This window comes from Terriglobales bacterium (assembly GCA_035573675.1).
GTDB lineage: Bacteria > Acidobacteriota > Terriglobia > Terriglobales > Acidobacteriaceae > DATMAB01.
Map to the genome: position 1 here is coordinate 38,806 of DATMAB010000020.1, position 24,334 is coordinate 63,139.

General features: G+C 64.4%; 19 protein-coding genes and 1 tRNA gene. 14 read left to right on the plus strand and 6 right to left on the minus strand.

Features of this window, described 5'->3' with window-relative positions; genetic code table 11:
* Window position 1 precedes the first annotated feature (1 nt).
* Window positions 2-589: a hypothetical protein gene (locus tag VNK82_09480; protein HXE91180.1), complete on the plus strand. Its 588-nt coding sequence runs from the start codon at window positions 2-4 to the stop codon at window positions 587-589.
* A gap of 110 nt (window positions 590-699) precedes the next feature.
* Window positions 700-1,416: a hypothetical protein gene (locus tag VNK82_09485; protein ID HXE91181.1), complete on the plus strand. Its 717-nt coding sequence runs from the start codon at window positions 700-702 to the stop codon at window positions 1,414-1,416.
* Between the two features lie 263 nt (window positions 1,417-1,679).
* Here the strand turns inward: VNK82_09485 and VNK82_09490 are convergent, their stop codons facing one another.
* Entirely contained in the window at window positions 1,680-2,051 is a 372-nt protein-coding gene (locus VNK82_09490) for an iron-sulfur cluster assembly accessory protein (protein HXE91182.1), read from the minus strand.
* 179 nt (window positions 2,052-2,230) lie between these two features.
* Between VNK82_09490 and VNK82_09495 the strand changes: the two genes are divergently transcribed.
* The 5 genes from VNK82_09495 to VNK82_09515 all read left to right on the plus strand — a co-directional run bounded on the left by VNK82_09495 (window position 2,231) and on the right by VNK82_09515 (window position 5,134).
* Window positions 2,231-2,407 carry a hypothetical protein gene (locus VNK82_09495; protein HXE91183.1) on the plus strand — a complete coding sequence of 59 codons (177 nt, stop codon included), beginning with the start codon at window positions 2,231-2,233 and terminating at the stop codon, window positions 2,405-2,407.
* A gap of 161 nt (window positions 2,408-2,568) precedes the next feature.
* The gene (locus VNK82_09500) at window positions 2,569-2,841 is read left to right on the plus strand and encodes a hypothetical protein (protein HXE91184.1); all 273 of its coding nucleotides are present in this window, start codon (window positions 2,569-2,571) and stop codon (window positions 2,839-2,841) included.
* A 182-nt stretch (window positions 2,842-3,023) separates the two neighbouring features.
* Window positions 3,024-3,108, plus strand: a tRNA-Leu gene (locus VNK82_09505).
* A 76-nt stretch (window positions 3,109-3,184) separates the two neighbouring features.
* Complete coding sequence (locus VNK82_09510; GenBank protein HXE91185.1) at window positions 3,185-3,481, plus strand: DUF3467 domain-containing protein; 297 nt, start codon at window positions 3,185-3,187, stop codon at window positions 3,479-3,481.
* A 66-nt stretch (window positions 3,482-3,547) separates the two neighbouring features.
* Entirely contained in the window at window positions 3,548-5,134 is a 1,587-nt protein-coding gene (locus VNK82_09515) for a glycosyltransferase family 39 protein (protein HXE91186.1), read from the plus strand.
* A gap of 63 nt (window positions 5,135-5,197) precedes the next feature.
* Here VNK82_09515 and VNK82_09520 read toward each other — a convergent pair whose 3' ends face one another.
* Together VNK82_09520 and VNK82_09525 are read right to left on the minus strand one after the other, a co-directional pair.
* Complete coding sequence (locus VNK82_09520; protein ID HXE91187.1) at window positions 5,198-5,896, minus strand: uracil-DNA glycosylase; 699 nt, start codon at window positions 5,894-5,896, stop codon at window positions 5,198-5,200.
* An 18-nt stretch (window positions 5,897-5,914) separates the two neighbouring features.
* Window positions 5,915-6,232: an antibiotic biosynthesis monooxygenase family protein gene (locus VNK82_09525; GenBank protein HXE91188.1), complete on the minus strand. Its 318-nt coding sequence runs from the start codon at window positions 6,230-6,232 to the stop codon at window positions 5,915-5,917.
* A 139-nt stretch (window positions 6,233-6,371) separates the two neighbouring features.
* Between VNK82_09525 and tig the strand changes: the two genes are divergently transcribed.
* The 6 genes from tig to VNK82_09555 all read left to right on the plus strand — a co-directional run bounded on the left by tig (window position 6,372) and on the right by VNK82_09555 (window position 15,989).
* Window positions 6,372-7,652, plus strand: coding sequence for a trigger factor (gene tig, locus VNK82_09530; protein HXE91189.1), 1,281 nt, complete (start codon window positions 6,372-6,374; stop codon window positions 7,650-7,652).
* Between the two features lie 84 nt (window positions 7,653-7,736).
* Window positions 7,737-8,324 (plus strand): ATP-dependent Clp endopeptidase proteolytic subunit ClpP, encoded by a 588-nt coding sequence (gene clpP / locus VNK82_09535; GenBank protein ID HXE91190.1) that lies wholly within the window; start codon window positions 7,737-7,739, stop codon window positions 8,322-8,324.
* 48 nt (window positions 8,325-8,372) lie between these two features.
* Window positions 8,373-9,653: an ATP-dependent Clp protease ATP-binding subunit ClpX gene (clpX, locus tag VNK82_09540; protein HXE91191.1), complete on the plus strand. Its 1,281-nt coding sequence runs from the start codon at window positions 8,373-8,375 to the stop codon at window positions 9,651-9,653.
* The gene (lon, locus tag VNK82_09545; protein ID HXE91192.1) at window positions 9,653-12,055 is read left to right on the plus strand and encodes an endopeptidase La; all 2,403 of its coding nucleotides are present in this window, start codon (window positions 9,653-9,655) and stop codon (window positions 12,053-12,055) included. Before clpX ends, lon begins: the two co-directional genes overlap by 1 nt.
* Window positions 12,056-12,248: 193 nt before the next feature.
* A complete protein-coding gene (rho, locus tag VNK82_09550) occupies window positions 12,249-13,556 on the plus strand; it encodes a transcription termination factor Rho (GenBank protein ID HXE91193.1) in 1,308 nt (435 codons plus the stop codon).
* Between the two features lie 60 nt (window positions 13,557-13,616).
* Window positions 13,617-15,989: a protein kinase gene (locus VNK82_09555; protein ID HXE91194.1), complete on the plus strand. Its 2,373-nt coding sequence runs from the start codon at window positions 13,617-13,619 to the stop codon at window positions 15,987-15,989.
* 7 nt (window positions 15,990-15,996) lie between these two features.
* Here VNK82_09555 and VNK82_09560 read toward each other — a convergent pair whose 3' ends face one another.
* The 3 genes from VNK82_09560 to hutU all read right to left on the minus strand — a co-directional run bounded on the left by VNK82_09560 (window position 15,997) and on the right by hutU (window position 21,633).
* Window positions 15,997-18,609: a M1 family metallopeptidase gene (locus VNK82_09560; protein ID HXE91195.1), complete on the minus strand. Its 2,613-nt coding sequence runs from the start codon at window positions 18,607-18,609 to the stop codon at window positions 15,997-15,999.
* 61 nt (window positions 18,610-18,670) lie between these two features.
* Window positions 18,671-19,951 carry an imidazolonepropionase gene (gene hutI, locus VNK82_09565; protein HXE91196.1) on the minus strand — a complete coding sequence of 427 codons (1,281 nt, stop codon included), beginning with the start codon at window positions 19,949-19,951 and terminating at the stop codon, window positions 18,671-18,673.
* The gene (gene hutU / locus VNK82_09570) at window positions 19,951-21,633 is read right to left on the minus strand and encodes a urocanate hydratase (GenBank protein ID HXE91197.1); all 1,683 of its coding nucleotides are present in this window, start codon (window positions 21,631-21,633) and stop codon (window positions 19,951-19,953) included. The genes hutI and hutU overlap by 1 nt, the downstream gene beginning before the upstream one ends.
* Before the next feature lie 78 nt (window positions 21,634-21,711).
* On the opposite strand from hutU, the gene VNK82_09575 reads away from it, so the two are divergent.
* Window positions 21,712-24,330, plus strand: coding sequence for a protein kinase (locus tag VNK82_09575; GenBank protein ID HXE91198.1), 2,619 nt, complete (start codon window positions 21,712-21,714; stop codon window positions 24,328-24,330).
* Window positions 24,331-24,334 lie beyond the last annotated feature (4 nt).

Below are 24,334 nucleotides of genomic sequence, written 5' to 3' on the forward strand. Positions count from 1 at the left end.
TTTGAAACTGGGGCTGGAAAACCGGCGCATGGTGGCGCTGCTGGCGCTGACGGTGGCCGCAGGACTCTATACCGTGCCGCGCATGTTCCGCAGCCTGGAGCCGCAGCCGGTGGCTTCGGCCGGTGTGGCCGCGGTCTCCGCGCCGAGCCCGCGGCAGCGGAACGCGCCGAGGCGGGCGCGTCGCATGCCGCCCGCGGCCTCTCTCGATCCGACCCTTCGCCTGGACCTGCTGCGCGCCAGCCAGGAAACCGAGTACCGGGGCACGGGAAGGAACATTTTCGAGAGCCAGGCGGAGGCGCCTAAACCCGTCGTGCCCGTGGCGCGGCCGGGGGGAACGCCGGTGGCGTACAGCGGCCGTCCACCGGGTCCGCCGCCCCCGCCGCCCATCAACCTGAAGTTCTTCGGCTTCGCCAGCCAGCCCGGCGAACCCAAGCGGGTCTTCCTGTCGCAGGGAGAGGACGTGTTCATCGGCGGCGAGGGCGACATCATCAACCGCCGCTACAAAATCGTGCGCATCGGCGCGAGCGCCGTGGAGGTGGAGGACCTGCAGTACAACCACCGGCAGACGCTGCCGTTGACGCAATCGTAGGCGGCAGCAGAGCCGCCGACTACAGCGATTAGCAATAAGCAGTAAGCGATAAGAAACAAGTCCTCTTTGCTTATGGCTTATTGCTTATCGCTTATTGCCGTTTGCGAGAAGTGGAACCTCTATCCAAAGCGCGCCGCAAGAGCCGCAGGAGCGAGCGCGGCTACGCCCTGCTGGCCATCCTGCTGGCGTTGATGCTGATGCTGCTGGCCATGACGGTATCAGCGCCGGTGATCGCGCACCAGATCCAGCGCGAGCGCGAGGAGGAGATGATCCGGCGCGGGCGGCAGTACGTGCGCGCCATCCAGCGATACTACCGCAAGTTCGGCCGCTATCCCGCCAAGCTGGAAGACCTGGAAAACACCAACAATCTGCGTTTCCTGCGGCGCCGCTACAAGGATCCCATGACGGAGAGCGGCGAATGGCGCATCATCCATTTCGGCGAAGCCCGTCCGCGTGCCGGCCAGGCTGCGAGTGGGGCTCAGCCGGTGCTGCCCGGAGCGCAGCCGGCGGGCGGGACAAGCAGCCGACAAAGCGGTGCAGATTCGCGAGCGCCGGGCCGCCCGGCGGGAGATTCGCTCTCCGGGCAGCGCTTCGGCGGCGGGCCGATCGTGGGCGTCGCCAGCCAGAGCGAAGAAGAATCCATCCGCGAACTCGAAGGCCGGACCCACTACAACGAGTGGGAGTTCGTCTACGACGTGTCGCAGGATCCCGGAGCGCGTCCGCCGGTGCTGCCCGGACAGCCGGGTCAACCGGGAAGGCCGGGTCAGCCAACGCCCTCAACGCAGCCGCAACCGCAGCCTTCGCCCGGCCAGCGACCGAACCTGTAAGGCGCGGGCGCGCCTTCAATAATCCCTATTTGTCCACTCCAATATCGAAGTGATGTACGTCTTTCCGCGTGCCGAGAGATTCGTACAGTCGTGTGGCGGGCATATCCCCTGAGTCTGCTTGCACAAAGATTACGTACGCGTCCTTCTCGCTGGCAATGCGCTTGAGTTCGGTGATGAGCAGCGCCTGGATGTGAATCTGGCGGTGACAAGGGAGGCACAAACACAAAGGCCCCGCCATGCAGGCGGGGCCGGCCATCGAAGATTTAGACGTTGAAGGAAGAGCCGCAACCGCAGGTGGTCTTGACGTTGGGGTTGTCGAACTTGAAGCCGGCGCCTTCCAGGGTTTCCACGTAATCCACGACGCAGCCATCCAGGTACATGAGCGAGGTGGCGTCGATGAAGACCTTCAATCCATCGAAGTCGAAGCTCTTGTCCATCATGCCGGCGGAGTTCTCAAAGGCCATGGAGTAGGAAAAGCCGGAGCAGCCGCCGCCGACCACGCCGACCCGCAGGCCAGCCGGGACAGGGTCCTGCTGCGCCATGATCTCCTTCACCTTGGCGATGGCGGTGGGAGTCAGGGTGACGGGCGGAGCCTTCGGGGTGGTTCCTACGTTGGGTGTCGTGGTTGTGGACATTTCTCTCTCCTTCGGGACTGATTATAGCACGGGCGCGTGAGGCTCTTGGCTTTTGGCTGTTAGCAGCTCTCAATCAATATAGATGCTGTGGCGACGGAGGGGATGCGGGTTCGCAGAAGCCCTCGTGCTCCTCGCACTTCCGCAGACTCCGGTCACGGCTGGCAGCTACAATAGGGCGCATGGGCCGGTCGGACCGCGATCCGCTCTTCTTCCCGCCGTCGAAGTACAGCGACGAGGCGGAGCCGGAAGAGTATTCGGCGGAAGTGGACGTGGAAGAGCAGCAGGAGGGACTGAAGGCGGTGCTGTTCTTCGGCCTCCTGCTGCTGCTGGTGGGGGTGCTGTTCCGGTACTGCTAGGGGCGGGAGGGCTGGGCCTGCGAAACTTGCTTTTGCGCTTGGCAGCGGGACTATAATCTGCGTGAGGGCCCCCTATCGGCTGGCGCGACCCGGCTGGGTGCAGTGCGGCCGGGCCCTGGGCGCCGACGATCCCGGGCTGATCGCTTCGAGCGAGGTGGCGTATGCCGACCCTTACCATGCTGTTGATCGTCTGGGGTGCGATCACCGCAGTGCTCGTCGTCCTGCTGATCTATCGCAGCACGCTGACCATCCACGAGGACGACCAGCTGTTCATCGACGAGTCGGAATCCCACATGGCGCAGGAGCAGCAGGAGCTGGTGCAGAAGATCGACAAGCTCACGCCGCTGGTGCGCATGTTCGGCGCCGCCTCGGGAGTGCTGGCGGTGGTGATTTTCGGCATGTGGCTCTACCAGGGCTTCATGCAGAACTACTGACCGCCCGCGCTCGAGCGCGCCGCGACGCTGGCGGGCGCGCACGGTTGGTTGTCGACGGAAATCAGGACGCCTTCCGGCCCAGCCGGAAGGCGTCGGTGTCTTGGGCGGGCCGCGCCTGAAGAGGTTCCGCCCGCGGTTCCTCCCGCCTCGCTGCCGGGCGGCGAGGGCATACAATGAGAACAGCCAGGATGGCGGAACTGGCAGACGCGCACGCCTTAGGAGCGTGTGCCATACGGCGTGTGGGTTCGAATCCCACTCCTGGCACCAGAAAAGCAGCCGTCAGCATTCAGCCGTCAGCCATCAGCAAAGGCTGATCGGCTAATCGCTCCCCATCGAGGCCATCATGTCGAATCCGGCGCAGCCCAACATCAAGCTTCTCCAGAGCGGCGACTACCGCGAGAACTACGCCAACAGCGTGCAGGTGCGGGTAAGCGTCTGGGACTTCTTCCTGGTTTTCGGCACCCTGCGGCAGCAGACGCCCACCGAGGTCGAGGTGCAGAACTTCCAGGGCATCTACCTCAGCCCGCAACAGGCCAAAGCGCTCATGGCCATCCTGGAGCAAAACGTTATGAACTACGAAAAGGCCTTCGGGGAGATCAAGCTGGACCCGCAGATGGCGCCGGTGGGACCGATCAACTAGTGGCCAGTGGCCGGTGGCGAGTGGTCAGTTCCCGGTTCTCAGTTCTCATCTCGGTGGAAGCGTGAAGTGAGCCAGACCGCTGAGACAGCCAGAGCGTGGCGTCTCCACCACAAGGCACGCGCATTCGCGCTCATCTTTACCACGCTCTTCCTGCTGCACGCGCCGCTGCTGCGCCTGCCCTACTTCTGGGATGAAGCGGGATACTTCATCCCTGCGGCGCGCGATCTGCTGCTAAGCGGCGATCCGATTCCCCAGGCCACGCTTTCCAACGCCCACCCGCCGCTGGTGATGGCGTACCTGGCGCTGTGGTGGAAGCTTTCCGGGTTCATGCCGGCGGTGACCCGGACGGCGATGCTGCTGGTGGCGGCGCTGGCGCTGGCGGGAGTCCACCGGCTGGCGCGGCAGGTGGCCAACGCCGAGGTGGCGGTGGGGGCTACCGCGTTGACCGCACTGTATCCCGTTTTCTTCATGCAGAGCGTGATGGCGCACCTGGACCTGGCCGCTGCGGCGTGCACGCTCTGGGCGCTGGCATACTACCTGGAACGAAGGATGGCCGTGGCCACGCTGCTGTTCGCGGTGGCCGCGCTGGCCAAGGAAACAGCCATCGTCGCACCAATGGCGCTGGTGATATGGCGGTTCCTGCGCCGAGCGAAAGCGCCACACGACCCGGAAGAGTCCCGGCACGGCCCGCAGTATTTGCTGCTGCTCTCGGCCGCGCTTCCGCTGGCCCTGTGGTTTGAATACCACCGCGAACGCACGGGTTACATCTTCGGAAATCCGGAGTACGTCGAGTACAACCTGTTGGCGACGCTTGATCCGCTGCGCATCGGGCTGGCGGCGCTGCGGCGGCTGTGGCAGGCGTTCGGCCACCAGGGCCTGTGGGCTTTGACGCTGGCGGCACTGGTCGCTCTGCTGCGACGCCCTCTGCGCGACGCCGACCAGGAGCGTCCGCGGATCGCTGTGGCCACACAGATGACGTTCGCGGTTGTGATTGCGGCGTACGTGGCGGCATTCTCGGTCACGGGTGGGGCCATGCTGGCGCGCTACCTGCTCCCGGTGGTCCCGCTGGTGGTGATCGTGTGGGTCTCGACGTTGTGGCGGCGCCTGCGGTTGTGGAAGCTCGTGGGGGGAGCGGTCGCAGCCATCTTCGTGGCGGCTATGTTTCTTCAGCCGCCGGTGCCGCTCTCGCCCGAGGACAGCCTGGCGTGGCGCGACTTCGTGCTCATGCACAAGCGTGCGACGGATTTCCTGAGCGCGCGCTACTCCCGGGCACGCGTGCTCACGGCCTGGCCGGCCACGGACGAGCTGACGCGCCCCTACCTGGGTTACGCACAGACGCCGTTGCGGGTGATCGCGCTGCGCGATTTTTCACCGCCGCAAATGGCGGTGGCGGCGCGCAACAACGCGCTGTACGACGTGGCGCTGGTGTTCTCTACCAAGCCCGATCCGCCGCAAAACCTGCTGCGCCGTTTTCCCCGATGGGAACGATGGGAGACGCGCTTTTTCGACTATCACCGCGACCTGGAGCCGGAGTCGGCTGCCGCGCTGCTGGGCGGACGAATCGTCTTCCTGGAGCGGCAGGGAGGACTGTGGGTGGCGGTGATAGCGATCGGAAGAGTGGAGAATGCCGGACTGAGGAAATTGATTCATTGAATCATTGAGTCAGTGAATCATTGGAAAAGCAAGTCACTCTTCAATTCGAGAATCCAACCCTCGTCAATTCTTCCTCTCGGCCAGTCGCCTGGCGATTTGGAAGATCCTCAGGAACATTGCACGCGTCAGCTTGCCTGTCTGCGTGTTCTGCATGGAGGGATGGTAGGAGGCAAGAAGGGCCTTGCCATCCGGCAGCGCGTAACGCGCCCCGTGGCGGAAGGCAAAACCGCGCGCGGTGTCGATGAGGCCGGTGCGCTTCAGGTAGCGCAAATAGGCCTCGAAGGCGACGCGGCCCAGGGCCACCACCACGCGCACGTTGCTCAGACCGGCGAGCTCGCGGTCGAGGAAGGCCGAGCAGTTAGCCAGCTCAGCCGGAGTAGGCTTGTTGTCCGGAGGTGCACAGCGCACCGCGGCGGTAATGTAGAGATCGCGCAGGCGCAAGCCGTCGCGGCGGTCGGTAGCCGTGGGCTGGGAAGCGAAGCCTGCCCGATGGAGCACCGGGTACAAGAAATCGCCGGAGCCATCGCCGGTGAACATGCGCCCGGTGCGATTGGAACCGTGGGCGCCCGGCGCTAAGCCCAGCACCAGGACACGCGCCCGCGGGTCGCCGAAGCCGGGTACAGGCCTGCCCCAGTACTCCCAGTCCCGATAGGCGCGGCGCTTTTCTCGCGCGACTTTCTCCCGGTGGGCCACCAGGCGTGGACACAGGCGGCAGGAAACGATATCAGCGTTCAGCGTGTTCAGCCAGCGGGGAGGAGACATTTGGCGATTTGGTGATTGTCAGGTCGATTCGAAGATCCCCACGCTTCGCTCCTCGGTAGTGAGTTTCTCGAACGACCGGTCGAGCCGCGCGTACTCGTCGTGATGCTTCTGCTTGAAGGCGTCGTGGGCGGCGAGTGAGTCCCAGTCATCTATCGTCAGGTACCGGCCGGCATCCTTACTGTCGCGCAGGAGCGTGGTGCCGCGGTAGGACGGGTCGCGCCGGAAGAACTCTGCCCAGGTTCCGTCGCGGTTGTAATGACGCTCGAACTCGGCACGCTGCTCCGGCGGCACTCGGAACTCCCAGACGATGTGAACCACGATCCGCCCTCGATTCATTCTACGAGAGCCCATGCGATTGCCGCATTGCCGAATCTCAGGATTGACGAATCGAAGGCCGGCCAGCGTTTGACCGCGCTTTCGTTCCTCCCTATAGTGGAAACAGGTCCGCATCCGCGGGTCGAAATCCGATTCAGGGATGCCGTTGAGCCCAGACACCAAAGAGAGCTGTGTGCGTGAGGTCGAGGTCGAAATCCCGGCCGACGTGGTGGTGCGGGAGACCGAGGCAATCGTGGAGAAGTTCCGCGCGGCGGCGCGCCTGCCGGGCTTCCGCAAGGGCAAGGTGCCGGGCAGCATCATCCGCAACCGCTTCGCCGACGAAGTAAGAAACGAAGTGGTGGACGCGCTGGTGCCGCGGTATTTCCGCGAAGAAGTGAAGAAGCGGGGGTTGGAGCCGGTGTCATCGCCGCGGGTGACAGACCTCAGCGTGAACGACGGCGAGCCGTTGCGCTTCAAGGCCAGTTTCGAGGTACTGCCGGAGATCGAGCTGGGGGCTTACCAGGAACTGCGCGCCGACAACCCGGATGTTGCAGTTTCCGACCAGGACGTGGAGCAGGCGCTTGAGCACTTGCGCGAGCAGCACGCTACCTATTCACCAATCGAGGGCCGCGGGCTCGCGGATGGCGATTGGGCACAGGTGAGCTTCCGCGGCGCTCCCAAGGACGGGTCCTCGCCGGAGGCGAAACCCGTCTCGGTGGATGAAGTGATGGTCGAGATCGGCGGCGCGAACTCCGTGCCCGAATTCAATGAGAATCTGCGCGGCGCCCAAGAAGGCGAAGAACGCAGCTTCGACGTGGCCTATCCGGCGGAGTTCTCCGACCCGCGGCTGGCCGGCCAGACCTTCCACTACACGGTGCAGGTACGCGGCATCAAGAAGAAGGAGTTGCCGGAGCTCGACGACGCCTTCGCGCGGACGTTGGGCGAATTTCCCACGCTCGACGACCTGCGCAAGAAGATCCGCGAGCAACTGGAAGCCGAGCGGCGCCACGAAGCCGAGCACGAAGCCAAAGAGAAGCTCATCGACGAACTGATCCGCCGGCACCACTTCCCGGTGCCCGAAGCGCTGGTGGAACGTCAGGTGGAGCTGCGGCTGGAGCGAGGGCTGCGGGCGCTGGCGGCGCAGGGCATGCGCACCGAGGACATGCGCCGCATGGACTTTGATCGTCTGCGCGCCGGCCAGCGGGAAAGCGCCGTACGCGAAGTGAAGGCTTCGTTGCTGCTGGACCGGATCGCGGAGCGCGAGAACGTGGAGGTGACGGAGCAAGAGGTGGATGCGGAGGTGGAAGCGCTGGCGCGGCAGATGCGCCAGACGCCGGAGGCCATTCGCGCCCGTTTGACACGCGAAGGGGCGCTGGATAGAATCCGAAACAGAATCCGGCACGAGAAGACACTCGATCTTCTGTACCGCCGATCCGCTTAATCGGTATTTATCTGGGATACTCCGCTCCCCTCCCCGGCCCGCCAGTCGAGGCCGGAGTGTAGGCGCAGGAAAGGAACGCAGGACATGCTGGTGCCCATGGTAGTGGAGCAGACCGGCCGCGGCGAGCGCGCCTATGACATCTATTCGCGCCTCCTGCGTGACAACATCATCTTCATCGGCAGCTCGATCGACGACAATGTCGCCAACCTGGTGACCGCGCAACTCCTGTTCCTGGCGGCCGAGGACCCGGAGAAAGACATCCAGCTCTACATCAACTCGCCGGGCGGCGTGATCACCGCGGGCATGGCCATTTACGACACCATGCAGTTCGTGCGCCCCAACGTGACCACCATCTGCATCGGGCAGGCGGCCTCGATGGCGGCAGTGTTGCTGGCGGCAGGCACGCCGGGCAAGCGCTTTGCCCTGCCCAACGCCCGCATTCTCATCCACCAGCCCTCGATGGGCGGCCTTTCCGGCCAGGCTTCGGACATCGACATTCACGCCCGGGAAATTCTGCGCATGCGGGAGGTGCTTAACCAAGTACTCTCCAAGCACACCGGACAAAAGCTTGATAAAGTAGAACGGGACGTGGAGCGCGACTTCATCATGAGCGCGACCCAGGCCAAGGAGTACGGGATCGTAGATGACATCATCTACAAACACCCCAAGTGAAACCGGTTCTTCCGGCCCCAGCCACCGGCAGACGGAAGGAGCGGCAGCATGAAGTCGCGATCGGGTACGGACGACATCCTGCGCTGTTCGTTCTGCCACAAGTCGCAGGATGCGGTAGCCAAGCTGATCTCTTCTCCCAGCGACTACCCGCGGGCGTACATCTGCGACGAGTGCGTCGCGGTGTGCAACTCCATTTTGGAGGACGACCGCACGGAATCGCCCGCAGCCACGGTCCCCACCGACTTGCCCAAGCCGCACGAGGTGAAGACCTTCCTGGACGAATACGTGATCGGGCAGGAGCAGACCAAGAAGAAGCTGGCGGTGGCGGTCTACAACCATTACAAGCGCATCCACATGAACCGGCAGCGCAGCGATGTGGAGCTGACGAAGTCCAACATCCTGCTGATCGGACCCACGGGGACCGGCAAGACGCTGCTGGCGCAGACCCTGGCCAAGATGCTGGATGTGCCGTTCGCCATCGTGGACGCCACCACACTGACCGAAGCCGGGTACGTGGGCGAGGACGTGGAGAACATCATTCTGAAGCTGCTGCAGTCGGCCGACGGCGACGTGGGCCGGGCGCAGACCGGCATCATCTATATCGACGAAGTGGACAAGATCGGGCGCAAGGACGAGAACCCCTCCATCACCCGCGATGTCTCCGGCGAAGGAGTGCAGCAGGCGCTGCTCAAGATCCTGGAGGGCACCATCGCCAACGTGCCTCCGCAGGGCGGGCGCAAGCATCCTCACCAGGAGTTCACGCCCGTCGATACCACGAACATTCTGTTCATTTGCGGGGGAGCGTTCGTGGGGCTGGAGAAGATCGTGGGACGGCGGATGGGCAAGAAGGCCATGGGCTTCCGCGCCGAGTCCGAGGCGCAAAACCAGCCGGAGGCCGAGATCCCCGTCGCCGGGAAGCGCGACATCGAGCTGCTGCGCCAGACGCAGCCCTCCGACCTGATCCGCTTCGGGCTGATTCCGGAATTCGTCGGGCGGCTGCCGGTGATCGGCGTGCTCGAGGACCTGGACGAGGATGCGCTGATCGAGATCCTGCAGCGGCCCAAGAACGCCATCATCAAGCAGTACCAGCGGCTGTTCGAGTTCGAAAACGTGAAGATGAAGTTCAGCGAGGACGCGCTGCGGGCCATCGCCCGCGAGGCCATGGTGCGCAAAGTGGGCGCGCGCGGCCTGCGCATGATCCTGGAAGAGCTGATGCTCGACGTGATGTACCATCTGCCCAGCCAGAAGAAGGTCAAGGAATTCGAAGTGACGCGCGAAATGGTGGAAAAACGCGACGTGTCCATCTCGCTGATGGAGAAAGCAGGCTAGTGACCCGGGAAAAGTTCAATACGCGCAAGCTGCCGATGATGCCCATACGGGACGTGGTCATCTTCCCGTACATGATGACGCCCTTCGTGGTGGGACGCGAATCGAGCGTGCGGGCGCTGGAAGAGGCGCTGGCCGGCGACAAGAAGATCTTCCTCGCCACCCAGCACGACGCCTCGGTCGACGAGCCCAAGGCGAACGAGATCTACCAGGTGGGCACCATCGTCAACATCGTGCAGAGCCTCAAGCTGCCCGACGGCAACATCAAGGTGCTGGTCGAGGGCGTGGAGCGCGGCAAGATCCTGCAGGTCACCGAAGCCGAAGGCTACTTCCAGGCCTCGCTGCGCACCGTGGCCTACCAGACCGAGGTCACCCCGCAAATCGAGAACATGATGCAGCGGGTGACGGGCCTGTTCGAGCAGTACGTCAAACTCTGCCAGTCGCTCAACTACGAGACCATGCTGGCGGCCGTGCGCCTGGAAGAGCCGGCGCGCCTGACCGACACCATCGCCGCCAACCTGCAGCTTTCCATCGAGGAGAAGCAGGAGCTGCTGGAGATCTTCGACCCGGTCGAGCGGCTGAACCGCATCGCCGACGTGCTGGAGATCGAGATCGAAAAGCTCAATGTGGACCGCGCCATCCAGACGCGCGTGAAGAAGCAGATGGAGCGCGCCCAGAAGGAGTATTACCTCAACGAGAAGATCAAGGCCATCCAGAAGGAGCTGGGCCGCGGCGAGAAGAACGAGTTCGAGGAGCTGAAGAAGAAGATCGACGCCGCCGGCATGCCCAAGGACGTGCACGAGAAGGCCATCCAGGAATTGAAGAAGCTGGAGGCCATGCCCGCCATGTCGGCCGAGTCCACGGTGTCGCGCAACTACCTGGACTGGATGCTGGCCGTGCCGTGGAAGAAGCGCTCCAAGGAGATCCGCAATATCGAGCGGGCGGAGAAGATCCTGAACGAAGACCACTATGGCCTGGAGAAGATCAAGGAGCGCATCCTGGAGTTCCTGGCCGTCCGCCAACTCGTGAAGAATCCCAAGGGCTCGATTCTGTGCTTCGTGGGGCCGCCGGGCGTGGGCAAGACCTCGCTGGGAATGTCGATCGCGCGCGCCACCGGGCGCAAGTTCGTGCGCCTGTCGCTGGGCGGAGTGCGCGACGAGGCAGAGATCCGCGGCCATCGCCGAACGTACATCGGCGCCCTCCCCGGCCAGATCATCCAGATGATGAAGAAGGCCGGCACCAAGAACCCGGTCTTCATGCTCGACGAAGTGGACAAGATGTCCATGGACTTTCGCGGCGATCCTTCAGCCGCGCTGCTCGAAGTGCTCGACCCGGAGCAGAACTTCATGTTCATGGATCACTACCTGGACGTGGAATACGACCTGTCGCAGGTATTCTTCATCGCCACCGCCAACGTGCTGCATACGGTGCCGCCGGCGCTGCAGGACCGCATGGAGGTCCTGCGCCTGCACGGCTACACCGAGCCGGAGAAGATCGAGATCGCCAAGCAGTTCCTCATCCGCAAGCAGCGCCAGGCCACGGGTCTGACGGAAAAGAACCTGCAGTTCACCGACGAGGGCATTTCCACCATTATCCGGTCCTACACCCGCGAGGCGGGCGTGCGGAACCTGGAGCGCGAGATCGGCAACATCTGCCGCAAGGTGGCGCGGCGCGTGGTGAAAGGCGGCGAATCGTTCAGCATCACGATCACGCCGGAGAACGTGCACGACTTTCTGGGCGTGCTCAAGTTCCGCGATATGGGCGCGCACGAGAAGAGCGAGGTCGGGCTGGTCACCGGGCTGGCCTGGACCGAGGTGGGCGGCTCCATCCTCTCCACCGAAGTCACGATCGTGGACGGCAAGGGCAAGCTGCTGCTTACCGGCAAGCTGGGCGACGTGATGCAGGAATCGGCGCAGGCGGCGCTCAGCTACGTGCGCTCGCGGGCGGCGCGGCTGGGGCTGCCGCGCGAGTTCTATCGCAACGTGGATATCCACGTGCACGTGCCCGAAGGCGCCATCCCCAAGGACGGCCCCTCGGCGGGCATCACCATTGCCACCGCCATCGCCAGCGCCCTGAGCAAGATCCCGGTGCGGCGCGACCTGGCCATGACCGGCGAGATCACGCTGCGCGGCAAAGTGCTGCCTATCGGCGGATTGAAGGAAAAGCTGCTGGCCGCGCACCGCGCGGGCATCCTGGAGGCCATCCTCCCCAAGGACAACGAGAAGGACCTGGAAGAGGTTCCCAAGAACCTGCGCGAAGCGATGAAGCTGCACTTCGTCGGATCCATGGACGAAGTGCTGGCCCTGGCGCTGGAGAGGCCGCTGCCGGAAATGCCGGAAGCGGCCACCGGGGAGCCCTTGCCCCCGGAGTCCTTGCCCGTCCAGGGGCCGGCTGCGCCGCAATAGGTGTAGACTAGGTTTACCGGCCGAGCGCGTGGGTGTAGCCGCCCGGCGCCACGAGGGTCGCATCCCGGGGCACGAACAACGTCAGTCAGCAACGTACGCCTGAACAAGTTTCCCGGCAGACGCACGCGCGGCCAACCGCCGCATCGGAGCCAGATTTCCCCGACCATCCTGGTCATTCCACCCGAGGTGCATCATGGACGCAACCGAAGAACGCAAAGGCGCAAGGACCAAGACCGCGGAAGGTCCCACGCTGAACATTGCCGACCTGAAGGAGAAGAGCGCCGCCGAACTCATGCGCCTGGCCAAGGAGCTGGGCGTACAGGGCGCGGGCGGACTGCGCAAGCAGGAACTTATCTTCAAGATCCTGCAGGCGCAGACCGAGGCCAGCGGGCTCATCTTCTCCGAGGGTGTGCTGGAGTGCCTGCCCGATGGCTACGGCTTTCTGCGCTCGCCCGATTACAACTACCTGCCGGGCCCGGACGACATCTACGTCTCGCCCTCGCAGATCCGGCGCTTCGACCTGCGCACCGGCGACACCATCAGCGGGCAGGTGCGCCCGCCCAAGGAGGGCGAGCGCTACTTCGCGCTGGTCAAGGTGGAGGCGGTCAACTCCGACTCGCCCGAGGAAGCCCGCAACAAGATCCTGTTCGACAACCTGACGCCGCTCTATCCCAACGAGCGCATCAAGCTGGAAACGACGCGTGAGAACATTTCGGCGCGCGTCATGGATCTGTTCACGCCTATCGGCAAAGGGCAGCGCGGGCTTATCGTCTCCCCGCCGCGCGCCGGAAAGACCATGCTGCTGCAGAACGTCGCCAACTCCATCACGACGAATCATGAGGAAGTAAAACTCATCGTGCTGCTCATCGACGAGCGGCCTGAGGAAGTCACCGACATGCAGCGCTCGGTCAAGGGCGAAGTCATCTCGTCCACGTTCGACGAACCGGCGGCCCGCCACGTGCAGGTGGCTGAGATGGTCATCGAAAAAGCTAAGCGGCTGGTCGAGCACAAGAAAGACGTGGTGATCCTGCTCGATTCCATCACCCGTCTGGCGCGGGCCTACAACACGGTGGTGCCGCCATCGGGGAAGATCCTGTCTGGCGGCGTGGACTCGAATGCTCTGCAGCGCCCCAAGCGCTTCTTCGGCTCCGCCCGCAACATCGAAGAGGGCGGATCACTGACCATCATCGCCACCGCGCTCATCGACACGGGCTCGCGCATGGACGACGTGATCTTCGAGGAGTTCAAGGGCACGGGCAACATGGAGATCATCCTGGAGCGCAAGCTGGTGGACAAGCGCGTCTTCCCGGCCATCGACATCAACCGCTCCGGCACCCGCAAGGAAGAGCTCCTTCTGCCGCGCGACGAGCTGAATCGCATCTGGGTGCTGCGCAAGGTGCTGAACCCGCTCTCACCGGTGGAGGCCATGGAACTGCTCATCGACAAGCTGAGCAAAACGAAAAGCAACTCGGAGTTTCTGGCTTCGATGTCGGGCGGATAGAATCGTCCGTCGCGTTGACTCCCCTCCCCGCGCGACCTAACATCCCGCTGGGGGCGTGGCATGCTCGGCCAGACGCTGGGCCACTATCGTGTCCTGGAGCAGATCGGAGCGGGCGGGATGGGCGTCGTGTACCGCGCTCATGACGAACGGCTAGACCGCGACGTTGCTCTGAAGGTCCTGCCTGCCAGCACGCTTGTTGACGAAGCCGCCCGCAAGCGCTTCCGTCAAGAAGCTCTCACACTCTCAAAACTGAATCATCCCAATATCGAAACGGTCTTCGACTTCGACACCCAGGATGGGGTGGACTTCCTGGTGATGGAGCTGATTCCGGGAGTCACGCTCGACCAGAAGCTGGTCTCAGGAGCTCTACCGGAGAAGGACCTGCTGCGACTGGGACAGCAGCTTGCGGAAGGGCTGGCGGCGGCGCATGAGCAGGGCATCATCCACCGAGACCTGAAGCCGGGAAACCTGCGCGTGACACCGGACGGACGGCTGAAGATCCTGGATTTCGGACTGGCCAAGCTGCTGCAACCGGTTACTCACGCCGATGTCACTCAAAGTGTGACCGAAACGCAGAGCGTTACGGGAACTCTCCCCTACATGGCGCCGGAGCAGCTGCGCGGCGAGACGGCAGACGCGCGCTCGGACATATGGGCGGCGGGAGCAGTGCTGTACGAAATGGCGACTGGGCGGCGTCCGTTTGACGCCAAGCTCTCTACCGCCCTGGCGGGAGACATCCAGCACACTCCGCCACCTTCCCCGCGGCAACTCAAGTTCGAACTTTCGCCCAAACTCGAAGACATCATCCTGAAGTGCCTGGAAAAGGAACCGGACAATCGTTACCAGTCGGCTCGAGAGCTGGCAGTAGACCTGCGGCGGCTCGCAGCCCCAGCAGCGACCGCAGTGGTGGCAGTCGGCCTGCCCGCAAAGAAGCGCTGGAAAACCTTCGCAGCCGTGTCGGTCGCGGGCCTGGTCGTGCTCATTGCCGCTGTTTCCATTGCGAACCTTGGCGGCGTGCGCGACCGTCTGCTGGGCAAGGCCGCGGCACCGCAGATCAAGTCCATCGCTGTGCTGCCTCTGGCCAACCTTTCCGGAGATCCCGAGCAGGAATACTTTGCCGACGGCATGACCGAAGCCCTCATCACCGACCTGGCGCAGATCAGCGCGCTGCGGGTCATCTCCAGGACTTCCGTCATGGAGTACAAGGGAGCGAAGAAGCCCTTGCCGCAGATCGCCAGGGAATTGAACGTGGATGCAGTCGTCGAAGGTTCGGTGCAGCGCTCCGGTGGGCGGGTGCGAATCAGCGCGCAGTTGATCGAGGCCCAGACAGACCGCCACCTCTGGGCGCGGAGCTACGAGCGCCAGTTGAGCGACGTTCTTACCTTGCAGGAGGAATTGGCCCGCAGCATTGCCGGCGAAATCCGGGTGAAGCTCACGCCGCAGGAACAGGCGCGACTGGCTAGCGCCCGAGCCGTGAACCCTGACGCCCATGAGGCCTATCTCCTCGGCCGATTCCATCTTGAGAAGGGCGACCCTGCTGGGCTGGAGAAGGCTTTGGCGTACTTTCAGCAGGCCGTGCAGAAGGATCCGCAGTACGCGCCCGCCTACACAGGTCTGGCCGACTACTACGGCATTCTTCCCTTTTACACCCGCTCGTCTCCCAGCGAGGTTTTTCCCAAGGCCCAAGCGGCTGCGCTGCGTGCCTTGGAGATCGACAGCAACCTGGCGGAAGCGCACGCCTCGCTCGCCTACACGCTTGCCTACTACGACTGGGACTGGGCGGGCGCAGAAAGGGAGTTCCAGCGCGCGCTCGCACTCAACCCCAACTACAGCGCTGCGCACGCACGTTACAGCAGGTTGCTGGGCATGCTGGGCCGGCTCGACGAGGCTCGGGCACAAATGCAGCGTGTGCAGGAGCTCGAACCGCTGTCGCTCTCGCCTCGAGGCAACCTGGCGATGCTGGCGTACTTCGCCGGTCAATACGATGTGGCGATCGTCCAACTGCAGGAAATTTTGGAAATGGATCCCAAATTCCCGACCGGCTACTGGGGCCTGGGCCTGGCCTATGAACAGAAAGGACAGTACAAGCAGGCCATCGCCGCCTTCGAGAGGGCTCAGTCGTTGGCTCCGGGCAGCTTGAACATCAAGGCCTCGCTGGGCCACGCCTACGCGGTTCAGGGAGACGTCGGCAAGGCGAAGCAAATCATCGCCGAACTCAAGGACCAATCCAGGCAGAAGTATGTTTCTTCCTACCAGGTGGCGTTGGTCTTTGCCGGACTCGGGCAGAAAAAAGAGGCGCTGGACTGGCTCGAAAGGGCCTACAACGAGCGGTCCACTCCGGTGGCCTATGCGAGGATGGACCCGCGGCTTGCCTCGCTGCGCTCCGACGCGCGCTTCCAGGACCTATTGCGCCGGATGAAATTCCCCCCGTAGTTAGAGCCTATCTTCCCGCTCCCTCGGCCCGCCCCGCCAGCCACGCCGCCAGGCTCTGCTGCTGGGTCGCGCGCAGATCGATGCAGTTGCTAGCGGTCTCCAGCGCCTGGCGCATGGTGCGCTCGGCCGCCGGCACGGGATGGGCGGCGAAGAAGGCCCTGGCATCTGCAATCGCCGGGGCTTCGCAGAACGTGCTCACGGCCCGCACCACATCGCGCGCATTTCCGATGGTGAGCGCCGCCTCCACCCGCGGCCAGTTGGCCTTCACGAAGTCCCACGCCACGGCCTGCGTTTCCCGGTGCTCGAGGATCTCCTCGATGAAGCCGGGTGAGTCCTGGTTGCGCATCTTTTCGGAGACGGCATACTCCAGCGACCGCCGTACCAGCGCCGGGTCGGTGAAGTACGTCAGCGCATCCAGATAGCGTTCGCGCTCTTCCGGCGCCAGGTCACTTTCCATCTTCACCAGATACTTATCGTAGAGTGCGGCATCGCCATCCAGCGCGGCCAGGCTGAGCACGGTTTCGGCCAGCGTCGCGTCCACTGACTTCGGGTCAGCCAGGTACTGCTCGGCGAGCTCGCGCGCCTGCGCCCGAACTTCCGGGTCGCCTCCAGTGCGGCCCATCGTCATAAGCACATAAGCCCGCAGGCTGCGGACTTCGTCGCTTTCGCTGGCTCGCGGCTGCCATCCCAACTTCTGTGCCGTGGGGCGCAGCAGGTGCTGCACCCAGGCCTGGTATTTCGGCCGCGTGGCATCGTTCAGCAGATAATCGCCGATGTAATCCAGCCGCCCGGTCAGCGTGAACATCACCACCCGTGTGCGCTCGTCGCGGAAGCCCTCGGCAAAACTCAGATAATCGCCGATCTGCTGCTCGCCCACACGCACCAGCGCCCACTGGTCGTTCAGCAGGGAAAGCCGCTCGCCGGGGCTCAGTTCGGCCTGCATCGCGTGCGCCAGGCTGCGCAGCGACTCGCTGTCGTAGGCCACGCGGTAGTAGCCGGTGCCGGCGGGATTGGCCAGCATCCACGGCCGGCAGCTCTCCTCGATGAACGTCAGCTTGCGCTGCGTCATGACTTCGCACCGCGGAGCCGCATCGCCCGGCCCGCGCAGGCACAAGGGTACCTGCCACAGCGAATCGCTTCCCTTTTCGAACGCCTGGCGATCGAAAAAGAAGCGCTGTTGCTGGGCCTCGATCATTCCGCCGTGCTTCTCGCAGGTAACGCGCACACGGATGAGGGGCGTGCCCGGCTGGTCCACGAAGCTGCGCATGATGGCATCCACCGGTTTGCCGGACTCCTGCGCCAGGGTGTTCCAGAAGTCTTCTGCGGTGGCGTTGGCATAGGAGTGCTTTTTCAGATAGGCCTGCACACCGCGCCGGAACGTCTCTTCGCCCAAGTAGTTCTCCACCATGCGCAGGACCGCGGCCGTCTTCGAGTAAGCGATGCCGTCGAACAGTTCGTTGATCTCTTCGCGCGTCTCCGCCTGCCGGCGAATGGGCCGCGTGTTGGCCAGGGAATCGAGCGACAGCGCGGTTCCCGAGGAGTACACGTCCTGCACTTCACGCTGCCATTCCGGCTTCCACGCCTTCAGCGGTTTGCTGGTTGCCCAGGTGGCGAAGCCTTCGTTAAGCCAGATGTCATCCCACCATTTCATGGTCACCAGGTCGCCGAACCACATGTGCGCGATCTCATGCGCCAGGATGCCTGCGATGCCGCGCTTGGTTGCTGCCGAGGCCGTAGATTCATCGGCGAGCAGCGAACTCTCGCGATAGAAGATGGCGCCGGCGTTTTCCATGGCGCCGGCTTCGAAATCCGGAACCGCCAGCACGTCCAGCTTCTCGAACGGATAGCGGATGCCGAAGTACTGATTGAAGTACGCCACCTGTTGCTCGGCCGCAGCCAGCGCATACTTCGTCAGGTGAGCATTCTCGGGCGTTGCGCAGATGCGGATGGGAATGCCGTCGGCCGCTCCCTCCGAGCACTTCCAGTCGCCCACTGCCATGGCAACGAGATACGTGGATATCTTCGGCGTGGTGGAGAACCGCAGGGTGTGCTTCCCGGCCGCCGGTCCCGGCGTATCCGACACGATGCGGCCATTCGAAATCGCGGTATCACCCTGGTCCACCACCAGGGTGATGGCGAACGTCGCCTTGAACGCCGGCTCGTCGAAGGATGGGAACGCGCGCCGCGCGTCCGTGGGCTCCATCTGCGTGGTGGCGTAGTTGCGCCCTTTGCCCTTGCTCAGGTAGAAGCCGCGCAACTGGCCATTCAAAATGCCCGCGTAACGGACGTGAATCTCCGCCGGGCCGGGCTGGAGCGCCTTGCCGACGGCGAACGTTGCCGTCTCGGCCTTGGGATCGAGAGCGACTTCGGCCTTCTGCTTCTTGCCTGCCTGCGCGATCGTGACCTCGTGAAACTCGATCTCCAGCGCATGCAGTGTCACGGTCGAAGTGGGCCGCGCCACGTTGACGCGGATGGTCTCCTCACCGGCGAACTTCGCCGCCTTCAAGTCGGGCTTGAAGGTTAGCTCGTAATGTTCTGGAACTACGTTGCCTGGAAGGCGCCTGGCAAATGCGGGCGACAGCAGGACAAAGCACAGACAAAAGACTGCGGTCGTTCTCATCGGAACTCCAGCCGGGGATTCAAAAGCGGCTCTTTCATTAGAAGCGACAGCCGAAAAATCGTCAAACGCAGAGCTGGCCGCCGAACACGGTCGCCCGGCAACGATTCTCCGCGATCCAGTACGGAATCTCGCGATAGTCAGCGACGTCGAACAGGGCGAAATCGGCGTCCTTGCCGGGTTCAATCGAGCCTGTGCGGTGCGCCAGCCGCAGCGCATGCGCACCGTTGATCGTCGCCGACGCAATCGCCTCCGCTGGCGTCATCTTCATCTGCGTGCAGGCCAGCGAAAGCACGAAGGGCATGCTGCGCGTGGGTGCGGTGCCGGGGTTGTAGTCGGTGGCCAGGGCCACCGCCACGCCCGCGTCGATCATCCGCCGCGCCGGCGGATACGTCCCCAGACCCAGGAAATAGTTCGACGCCGGCACCAGCGTGACGATGGTGCCGTGTCGCTCCAGTTGCGGCAGGTCCTCCTCGATGACGTTGTCCATGTGATCGAGCGACGCGGGATGGAACCGCAGCAGCGGCCACACCGAGTTGGCGGTGAACTGGCAGATGTGTACCCGCACACCCAGTCCGTGCCCAGTGGCTGCTTCGAAGATTTGCTCGGCATCGGCGAGCGAGAATGCACCGTGGTCGACGAAAACATCCACGAACGCCGCCAGTTTGCGCCTCGCCGCCTGCGGGATCATCTTCTTTGTGACCTCGCGCACATACTGTTGCGGCTTGCCGAGGAATTCTTTCGGGACGACGTGCGCGCCCAGAAGCGTCGGCACCACCGTGCCCGGCCAGCGCTGCGCCGCCTGTGCGATGGCCTCCAGCGACTTCAGTTCCGCCTGGGTGCTCAGCCCGTAGCCTGACTTCGCTTCCACCGTGGTAGTGCCCTGCGCGCCCATGTGTTCGAGCGCGGCGAGCACTCGTTCCGCAAGCTCTTTCACCGTCGCCTTGCGCACCGATTCGACACTGGACCGGATTCCGCCACCCTTCTCCGCGATCTGCTCATAGCTCGCGCCCGCTACGCGCTGCTCGAAATCCACCAGCCGCGGCGCCACGAACGCCGGATGCGTGTGCGCATCCACGAAGCCGGGTAGCACTACGCCGCCGCCGCAGTCATATTCGCGGACTCTTCCCTTCCCTTTCGACTTCAGCAATGGATGCCGCCCCACCTCGCGCCGCTTGCCAGCCGCGGCAATCTTCCCCTCGGCGCACAGCACAGCCGCGTCTTCGATCAACCCGACGTCGTTCAGTTCCGCCCCGCGGCGCGGCCCTGTGGATTTGGGATTCGGCGAGCGTACGGTGAGCAGTTGGCGGATGTTGGTGAGGAGGAGCGGGGAGGCCTTGGCCATTACTCTTTTCGCCGCATCGGTATGTTCACGCCCCTCTTTTCCGCGAACCCGATCGCCTCTTCGTACCCTGCGTCGGCGTGCCGCGCGATACCGATGCCGGGGTCGTTGGTCAGAACACGCTCGATCCTCCGCGCCATGGCCTCGCTGCCATCGGCCACGGTGACCTGCCCGGCGTGCAGCGAGTACCCGATGCCCACGCCGCCTCCGTTGTGAATGGAGACCCAGCTCGCGCCGCTCGCCGTGTTCAGCAGCGCGTTAAGCAGAGGCCAGTCGGCCACGGCGTCTGAGCCATCTTTCATGGCTTCAGTCTCGCGGTACGGAGACGCCACCGAGCCGGTATCGAGATGGTCGCGCCCCATGACCACCGGCGCCTTGAGCCTGCCCTTCCTGACCAGGTCGTTGATGGCCAGGCCGAACTGCGCGCGCTCGCCATACCCCAGCCAGCAGATGCGCGCCGGCAGTCCCTGGAACTTGATGCGCTTGCGCGCCAGCTTGATCCAGCGGTCGAGAATGGGGTTCGCCGGGAACATCGACAGGACTAGGTCATCAGTCACGGCGATGTCGGCGGGATCGCCCGACAGCGCCACCCAGCGGAACGGCCCGCGCCCCTCGCAGAACAGCGGCCGGATGTATGCCGGCACGAATCCGGGGAAGGCATAGGCGTCTTTCACGCCACGCTGGAACGCGAAGGTTCGGATGTTGTTGCCGTAGTCGAAGGTCACCGCGCCCATGCGCATCAGCTTCAGCATGCCCTCGACGTGCCGCGCAATCGAATCGAGCGACCGTTCGAGGTAGCCCTTGGGATCGCGCCGGCGCAATTCCGCTGCCTGCTCAACTGTCAGCCCCTGCGGGATGTATCCGTTCAGCGGGTCGTGGGCCGAGGTCTGGTCGGTGAGCAGGTCGGGCACCACGCCGCGCTCCGCCAGTTCCGGGATCACGTCGGCGCAGTTCCCCACCAGCCCCACGGAGACGGCCTCTTTCTTGCGCACTGCGTTCTTCAGGATGCGCAGCGCCTCGTCCAGCGAGTTGACCATGAAGTCGCAGTAGCCGGTCTTCAGGCGCTTCTTGATGCGCTCCGGATCCACCTCCACACCCAGGAACGCCGCGCCCGCCATGGTGGCGGCCAGCGGCTGCGCGCCGCCCATCCCACCCATGCCGCCCGAGACCACCAGCTTCCCTTCCAGCGTACCGAAATGCTTTTCGCCCGCGGCGGCGAACGTCTCGAACGTCCCCTGCACGATGCCCTGTGATCCGATATAGATCCACGAGCCTGCCGTCATCTGCCCGTACATCATCAGGCCCGCGCGCTCGAGTTCGTTGAACTTCTCCCAGTTCGACCAGTGGCCGACCAGGTTGGAATTCGCGATCAATACGCGAGGCGCGTAGTCGTGGGTTTTGAAGACGCCCACCGGCTTGCCCGATTGCACCAGCAGCGTCTCGTCGTTCTCCAGCGCCCTTAGCGCGGCGACGATGGCGTGGTAGCACTCCCAGTTGCGCGCCGCTTTCCCCGTACCGCCGTATACCACCAGGTCGCGCGGACGCTCGCCGACCTCTTCGTCGAGGTTGTTCATGAGCATGCGCATGGCCGCTTCCTGCGCCCATCCTTTGCAGGAAATGGCCGTGCCCCGCGGGGCCTTGACGGGCGCGTAGACAGACTTGCTGGTCTCCGTCTCCACCGGCATGGCTGAGATGTTAGTGGTTTCCCGGAGAGCATTCAACGGGCCAGGGAGCGTTTGACCGCGGCGCGATCTGTCCGTAAGATGCCCCCACGCGTGAGCGCCACCGGCAACAGGCCCGTCGTCGCAGCGGGACAGACGCTGGGCAACTATCAGATCGTCTCGCTCATTGGCGCCGGCGGCATGGGCGAGGTCTATCGCGCCCGGGACCGCCGCCTGGAGCGGGACGTCGCCATCAAGGTCCTGCCGGCCCGCTTCGCTGAGGACGCCGATCGCCTGCGCCGCTTCGAGCAGGAGGCCCGCGCCGCCGCCGCCCTCAACCACACCAACATCCTGGCGGTCTACGAGCTGGGCGTGCACGAAGGCGCGCCCTACGTGGTCACCGAGCTGCTGGAAGGCGAGACGCTGCGCGACGCACTCCGCGCCGGTCCCCTTCCCGCGCGCAAGGCCCTGGACTACGCCATGCAGATCGCGCGCGGCCTGGCCGCGGCCCACGACAAGGGCATTGTCCATCGCGACCTGAAGCCGGAGAACCTTTTTCTCCCGCGCGATGGCGGCATCAAGATCCTCGACTTCGGCCTCGCCAAGCTCACCCATGCGGAGACGGCGGGCGCTGCCACCAGCGCTCCTACCATGCCCAGCCAGACCGATCCGGGCACGGTGATGGGCACCATGGGCTACATGTCGCCCGAGCAGGTCCGCGGCCTGCCCACCGACCATCGCACCGACATCTTCACCCTGGGCGCGATTCTCTACGAGATGCTCAGCGGACGCCGCGCTTTCCGCGGCGAGACGCCCGCAGACACGGCCAGCGCCATTCTGCGCGAGGATCCGCCCGAAATCTCCGACACCGTTCGCAATCTGCCTCCGGGCGCCGAGCACATCGTGCGCCACTGTATGGAGAAGAACCCGGCCGAGCGCTTCCAGTCCGCGCGTGATCTTGCTTTCGATCTGGAACGTCTCTCCGGCATCTCCGGTGCGACCTCGGCCGTGCGCGCCGCCGAAGAAGCCCAAGCCCGCGCGCGCTGGAGGCCCCTGCTGACGGCGGCCGCCCTGCTGGCTCTGGTCGCAGCCGCTTTCGTGGCGGGAAGGAATCTTGCGACCGGCCCGGCCCCCACCCAGAGCGGTTCCCATCGGTTGACGTTTCGTCGCGGCTTTGTATGGACAGCTCGCTTCGCACCCGACGGCCGGACCATCGTGTACGGCGCCACCTGGGACGGAAAACCCATGGAGGTATTCTCCACCCGGCCCGAAAGCCCGGAATCGCGCTCCCTAGGATTCGCGGGCGCCGACCTGCTGGCCATTTCTTCCACCGGGGAGTTGGCCATTCTCCTAAATCACAGGTTCGCCCAGACCTTCGCCTCACGGGGCACGCTGGCCCGTGTGCCGTTGGCAGGCGGCGCACCCCGCGAGGTGCTGGAGGACGTCGCCGAAGCCGACTGGTCTCCGGACGGCTCCTCCCTCGCTGTCGTCCGCTACCTGCCCCAGGGAGGGCAGCAGCTTGAGTATCCCATCGGCAAGGCCCTTTACAGCACTCGTGATGGCTTCATCGGCAACATCCGTATTTCCCCCAAGGGCGATCTCATCGCTTTCCTCGATCATCCCGGTGCAGGGGACGATCAGGGCTTCGTGGCGGTCGTCGATCGGGACGGGAAAGTCACGCGACTGGTGGAGAACTGGTCGGAACGGGGGCTGGCCTGGTCTCCGACCGGGGACGAGATTTGGTACACCGCCGCCCACGATGCCAGCGAAGCGGGGCGCTCGGTTTACGCGATTTCTTTCAGCGGCAAGGTCCGTGTGGTCCACCGGGATGTCGGAGTCCTGACGCTCGCCGATGTCAGCCGCGACGGCCGCATGCTGCTCGCTCACGAGTCCGAGCGCCGCGGCATCATCGCCCTGTCTCCCGAGGATGCCACGGGGCGCGACTGGTCCTGGTTCGACCGCTCCTTTGCCCGGGATCTTTCCGCCGACGGCAAGACCATCCTATTCGATGAGACTGGCGAGGGCGGCGGGCCAGAACATGCCGTTTTCCTGCGCCGCTTGGATGGCTCTCCTCCGGTGCGCCTGGGAGGCGGGTTCGGCCTCTCCCTGTCTCCGGATACCAAGTGGGCGATGGTTCGCGACCTCGACGGCAAGGCTTCGATTCTTCCCACGGGCGCCGGTGAGGCCAAGCCGGTTCCGGTCCAAAACATCTGGTTCTTCGGAACCGGCTGGTTCCCTGACGGCAAGCGCTTGTTTCTGGTCGCCGCGCCACCGACCGGCGAGCGCAAGCTCTACCTCATGGACTTCCCCGGCGGCGAGGTCAAGGAGGTTCCCAGTGAGGCGGTGCCAGGCGGGCCGCGCGGCATCTTCGCCATGCCGGACGGCGAGCACATCGCCGTAGCCACGGTTGCTTCCTCTCAGTGCAGCCTCTTGCCGATCAGGGGCGGAGCTGCACGGCCAATCCCGTGTCCATCCGGACCGGTTGCAGGCCTTTCCGCCGACGGTAAGGCCTGGTACGTGCGCGAGGGCGGCGTGCCGGCCAGCCTTTACCGCACCGACGTCCTCACCGGACGCAAGGAATTCTGGAAGGAGGTCGCGCCGCCCGATCCTGCCGGCACGTATCGCATGGACAACTTCCTGGTCACTCCCGACGGCAAGACCATCGTCTATACCTACCGCCGCATCCTGTCGGACCTCTACCTTGTGGAGGGGATGAAGTAGCGCC

Excerpts from the sequence above, each read along its gene's own strand:
- VNK82_09555 (HXE91194.1), top strand. The coding sequence starts at position 13,617 with ATGCTCGGCCAGACGCTGGGCCACTATCGTGTCCTGGAGCAGATCGGA.
- VNK82_09510 (HXE91185.1), top strand. The coding sequence starts at position 3,185 with ATGTCGAATCCGGCGCAGCCCAACATCAAGCTTCTCCAGAGCGGCGAC.
- clpP (HXE91190.1), top strand. The coding sequence starts at position 7,737 with ATGCTGGTGCCCATGGTAGTGGAGCAGACCGGCCGCGGCGAGCGCGCC.
- hutU (HXE91197.1), bottom strand. The coding sequence starts at position 21,633 with ATGCCGGTGGAGACGGAGACCAGCAAGTCTGTCTACGCGCCCGTCAAG.
- VNK82_09560 (HXE91195.1), bottom strand. The coding sequence starts at position 18,609 with ATGAGAACGACCGCAGTCTTTTGTCTGTGCTTTGTCCTGCTGTCGCCC.
- hutI (HXE91196.1), bottom strand. The coding sequence starts at position 19,951 with ATGGCCAAGGCCTCCCCGCTCCTCCTCACCAACATCCGCCAACTGCTC.
- rho (HXE91193.1), top strand. The coding sequence starts at position 12,249 with ATGGACGCAACCGAAGAACGCAAAGGCGCAAGGACCAAGACCGCGGAA.
- VNK82_09490 (HXE91182.1), bottom strand. The coding sequence starts at position 2,051 with ATGTCCACAACCACGACACCCAACGTAGGAACCACCCCGAAGGCTCCG.
- VNK82_09495 (HXE91183.1), top strand. The coding sequence starts at position 2,231 with ATGGGCCGGTCGGACCGCGATCCGCTCTTCTTCCCGCCGTCGAAGTAC.
- VNK82_09575 (HXE91198.1), top strand. The coding sequence starts at position 21,712 with ATGCCCCCACGCGTGAGCGCCACCGGCAACAGGCCCGTCGTCGCAGCG.
- VNK82_09500 (HXE91184.1), top strand. The coding sequence starts at position 2,569 with ATGCCGACCCTTACCATGCTGTTGATCGTCTGGGGTGCGATCACCGCA.
- clpX (HXE91191.1), top strand. The coding sequence starts at position 8,373 with ATGAAGTCGCGATCGGGTACGGACGACATCCTGCGCTGTTCGTTCTGC.
- VNK82_09525 (HXE91188.1), bottom strand. The coding sequence starts at position 6,232 with ATGAATCGAGGGCGGATCGTGGTTCACATCGTCTGGGAGTTCCGAGTG.
- tig (HXE91189.1), top strand. The coding sequence starts at position 6,372 with ATGCCGTTGAGCCCAGACACCAAAGAGAGCTGTGTGCGTGAGGTCGAG.
- VNK82_09520 (HXE91187.1), bottom strand. The coding sequence starts at position 5,896 with ATGTCTCCTCCCCGCTGGCTGAACACGCTGAACGCTGATATCGTTTCC.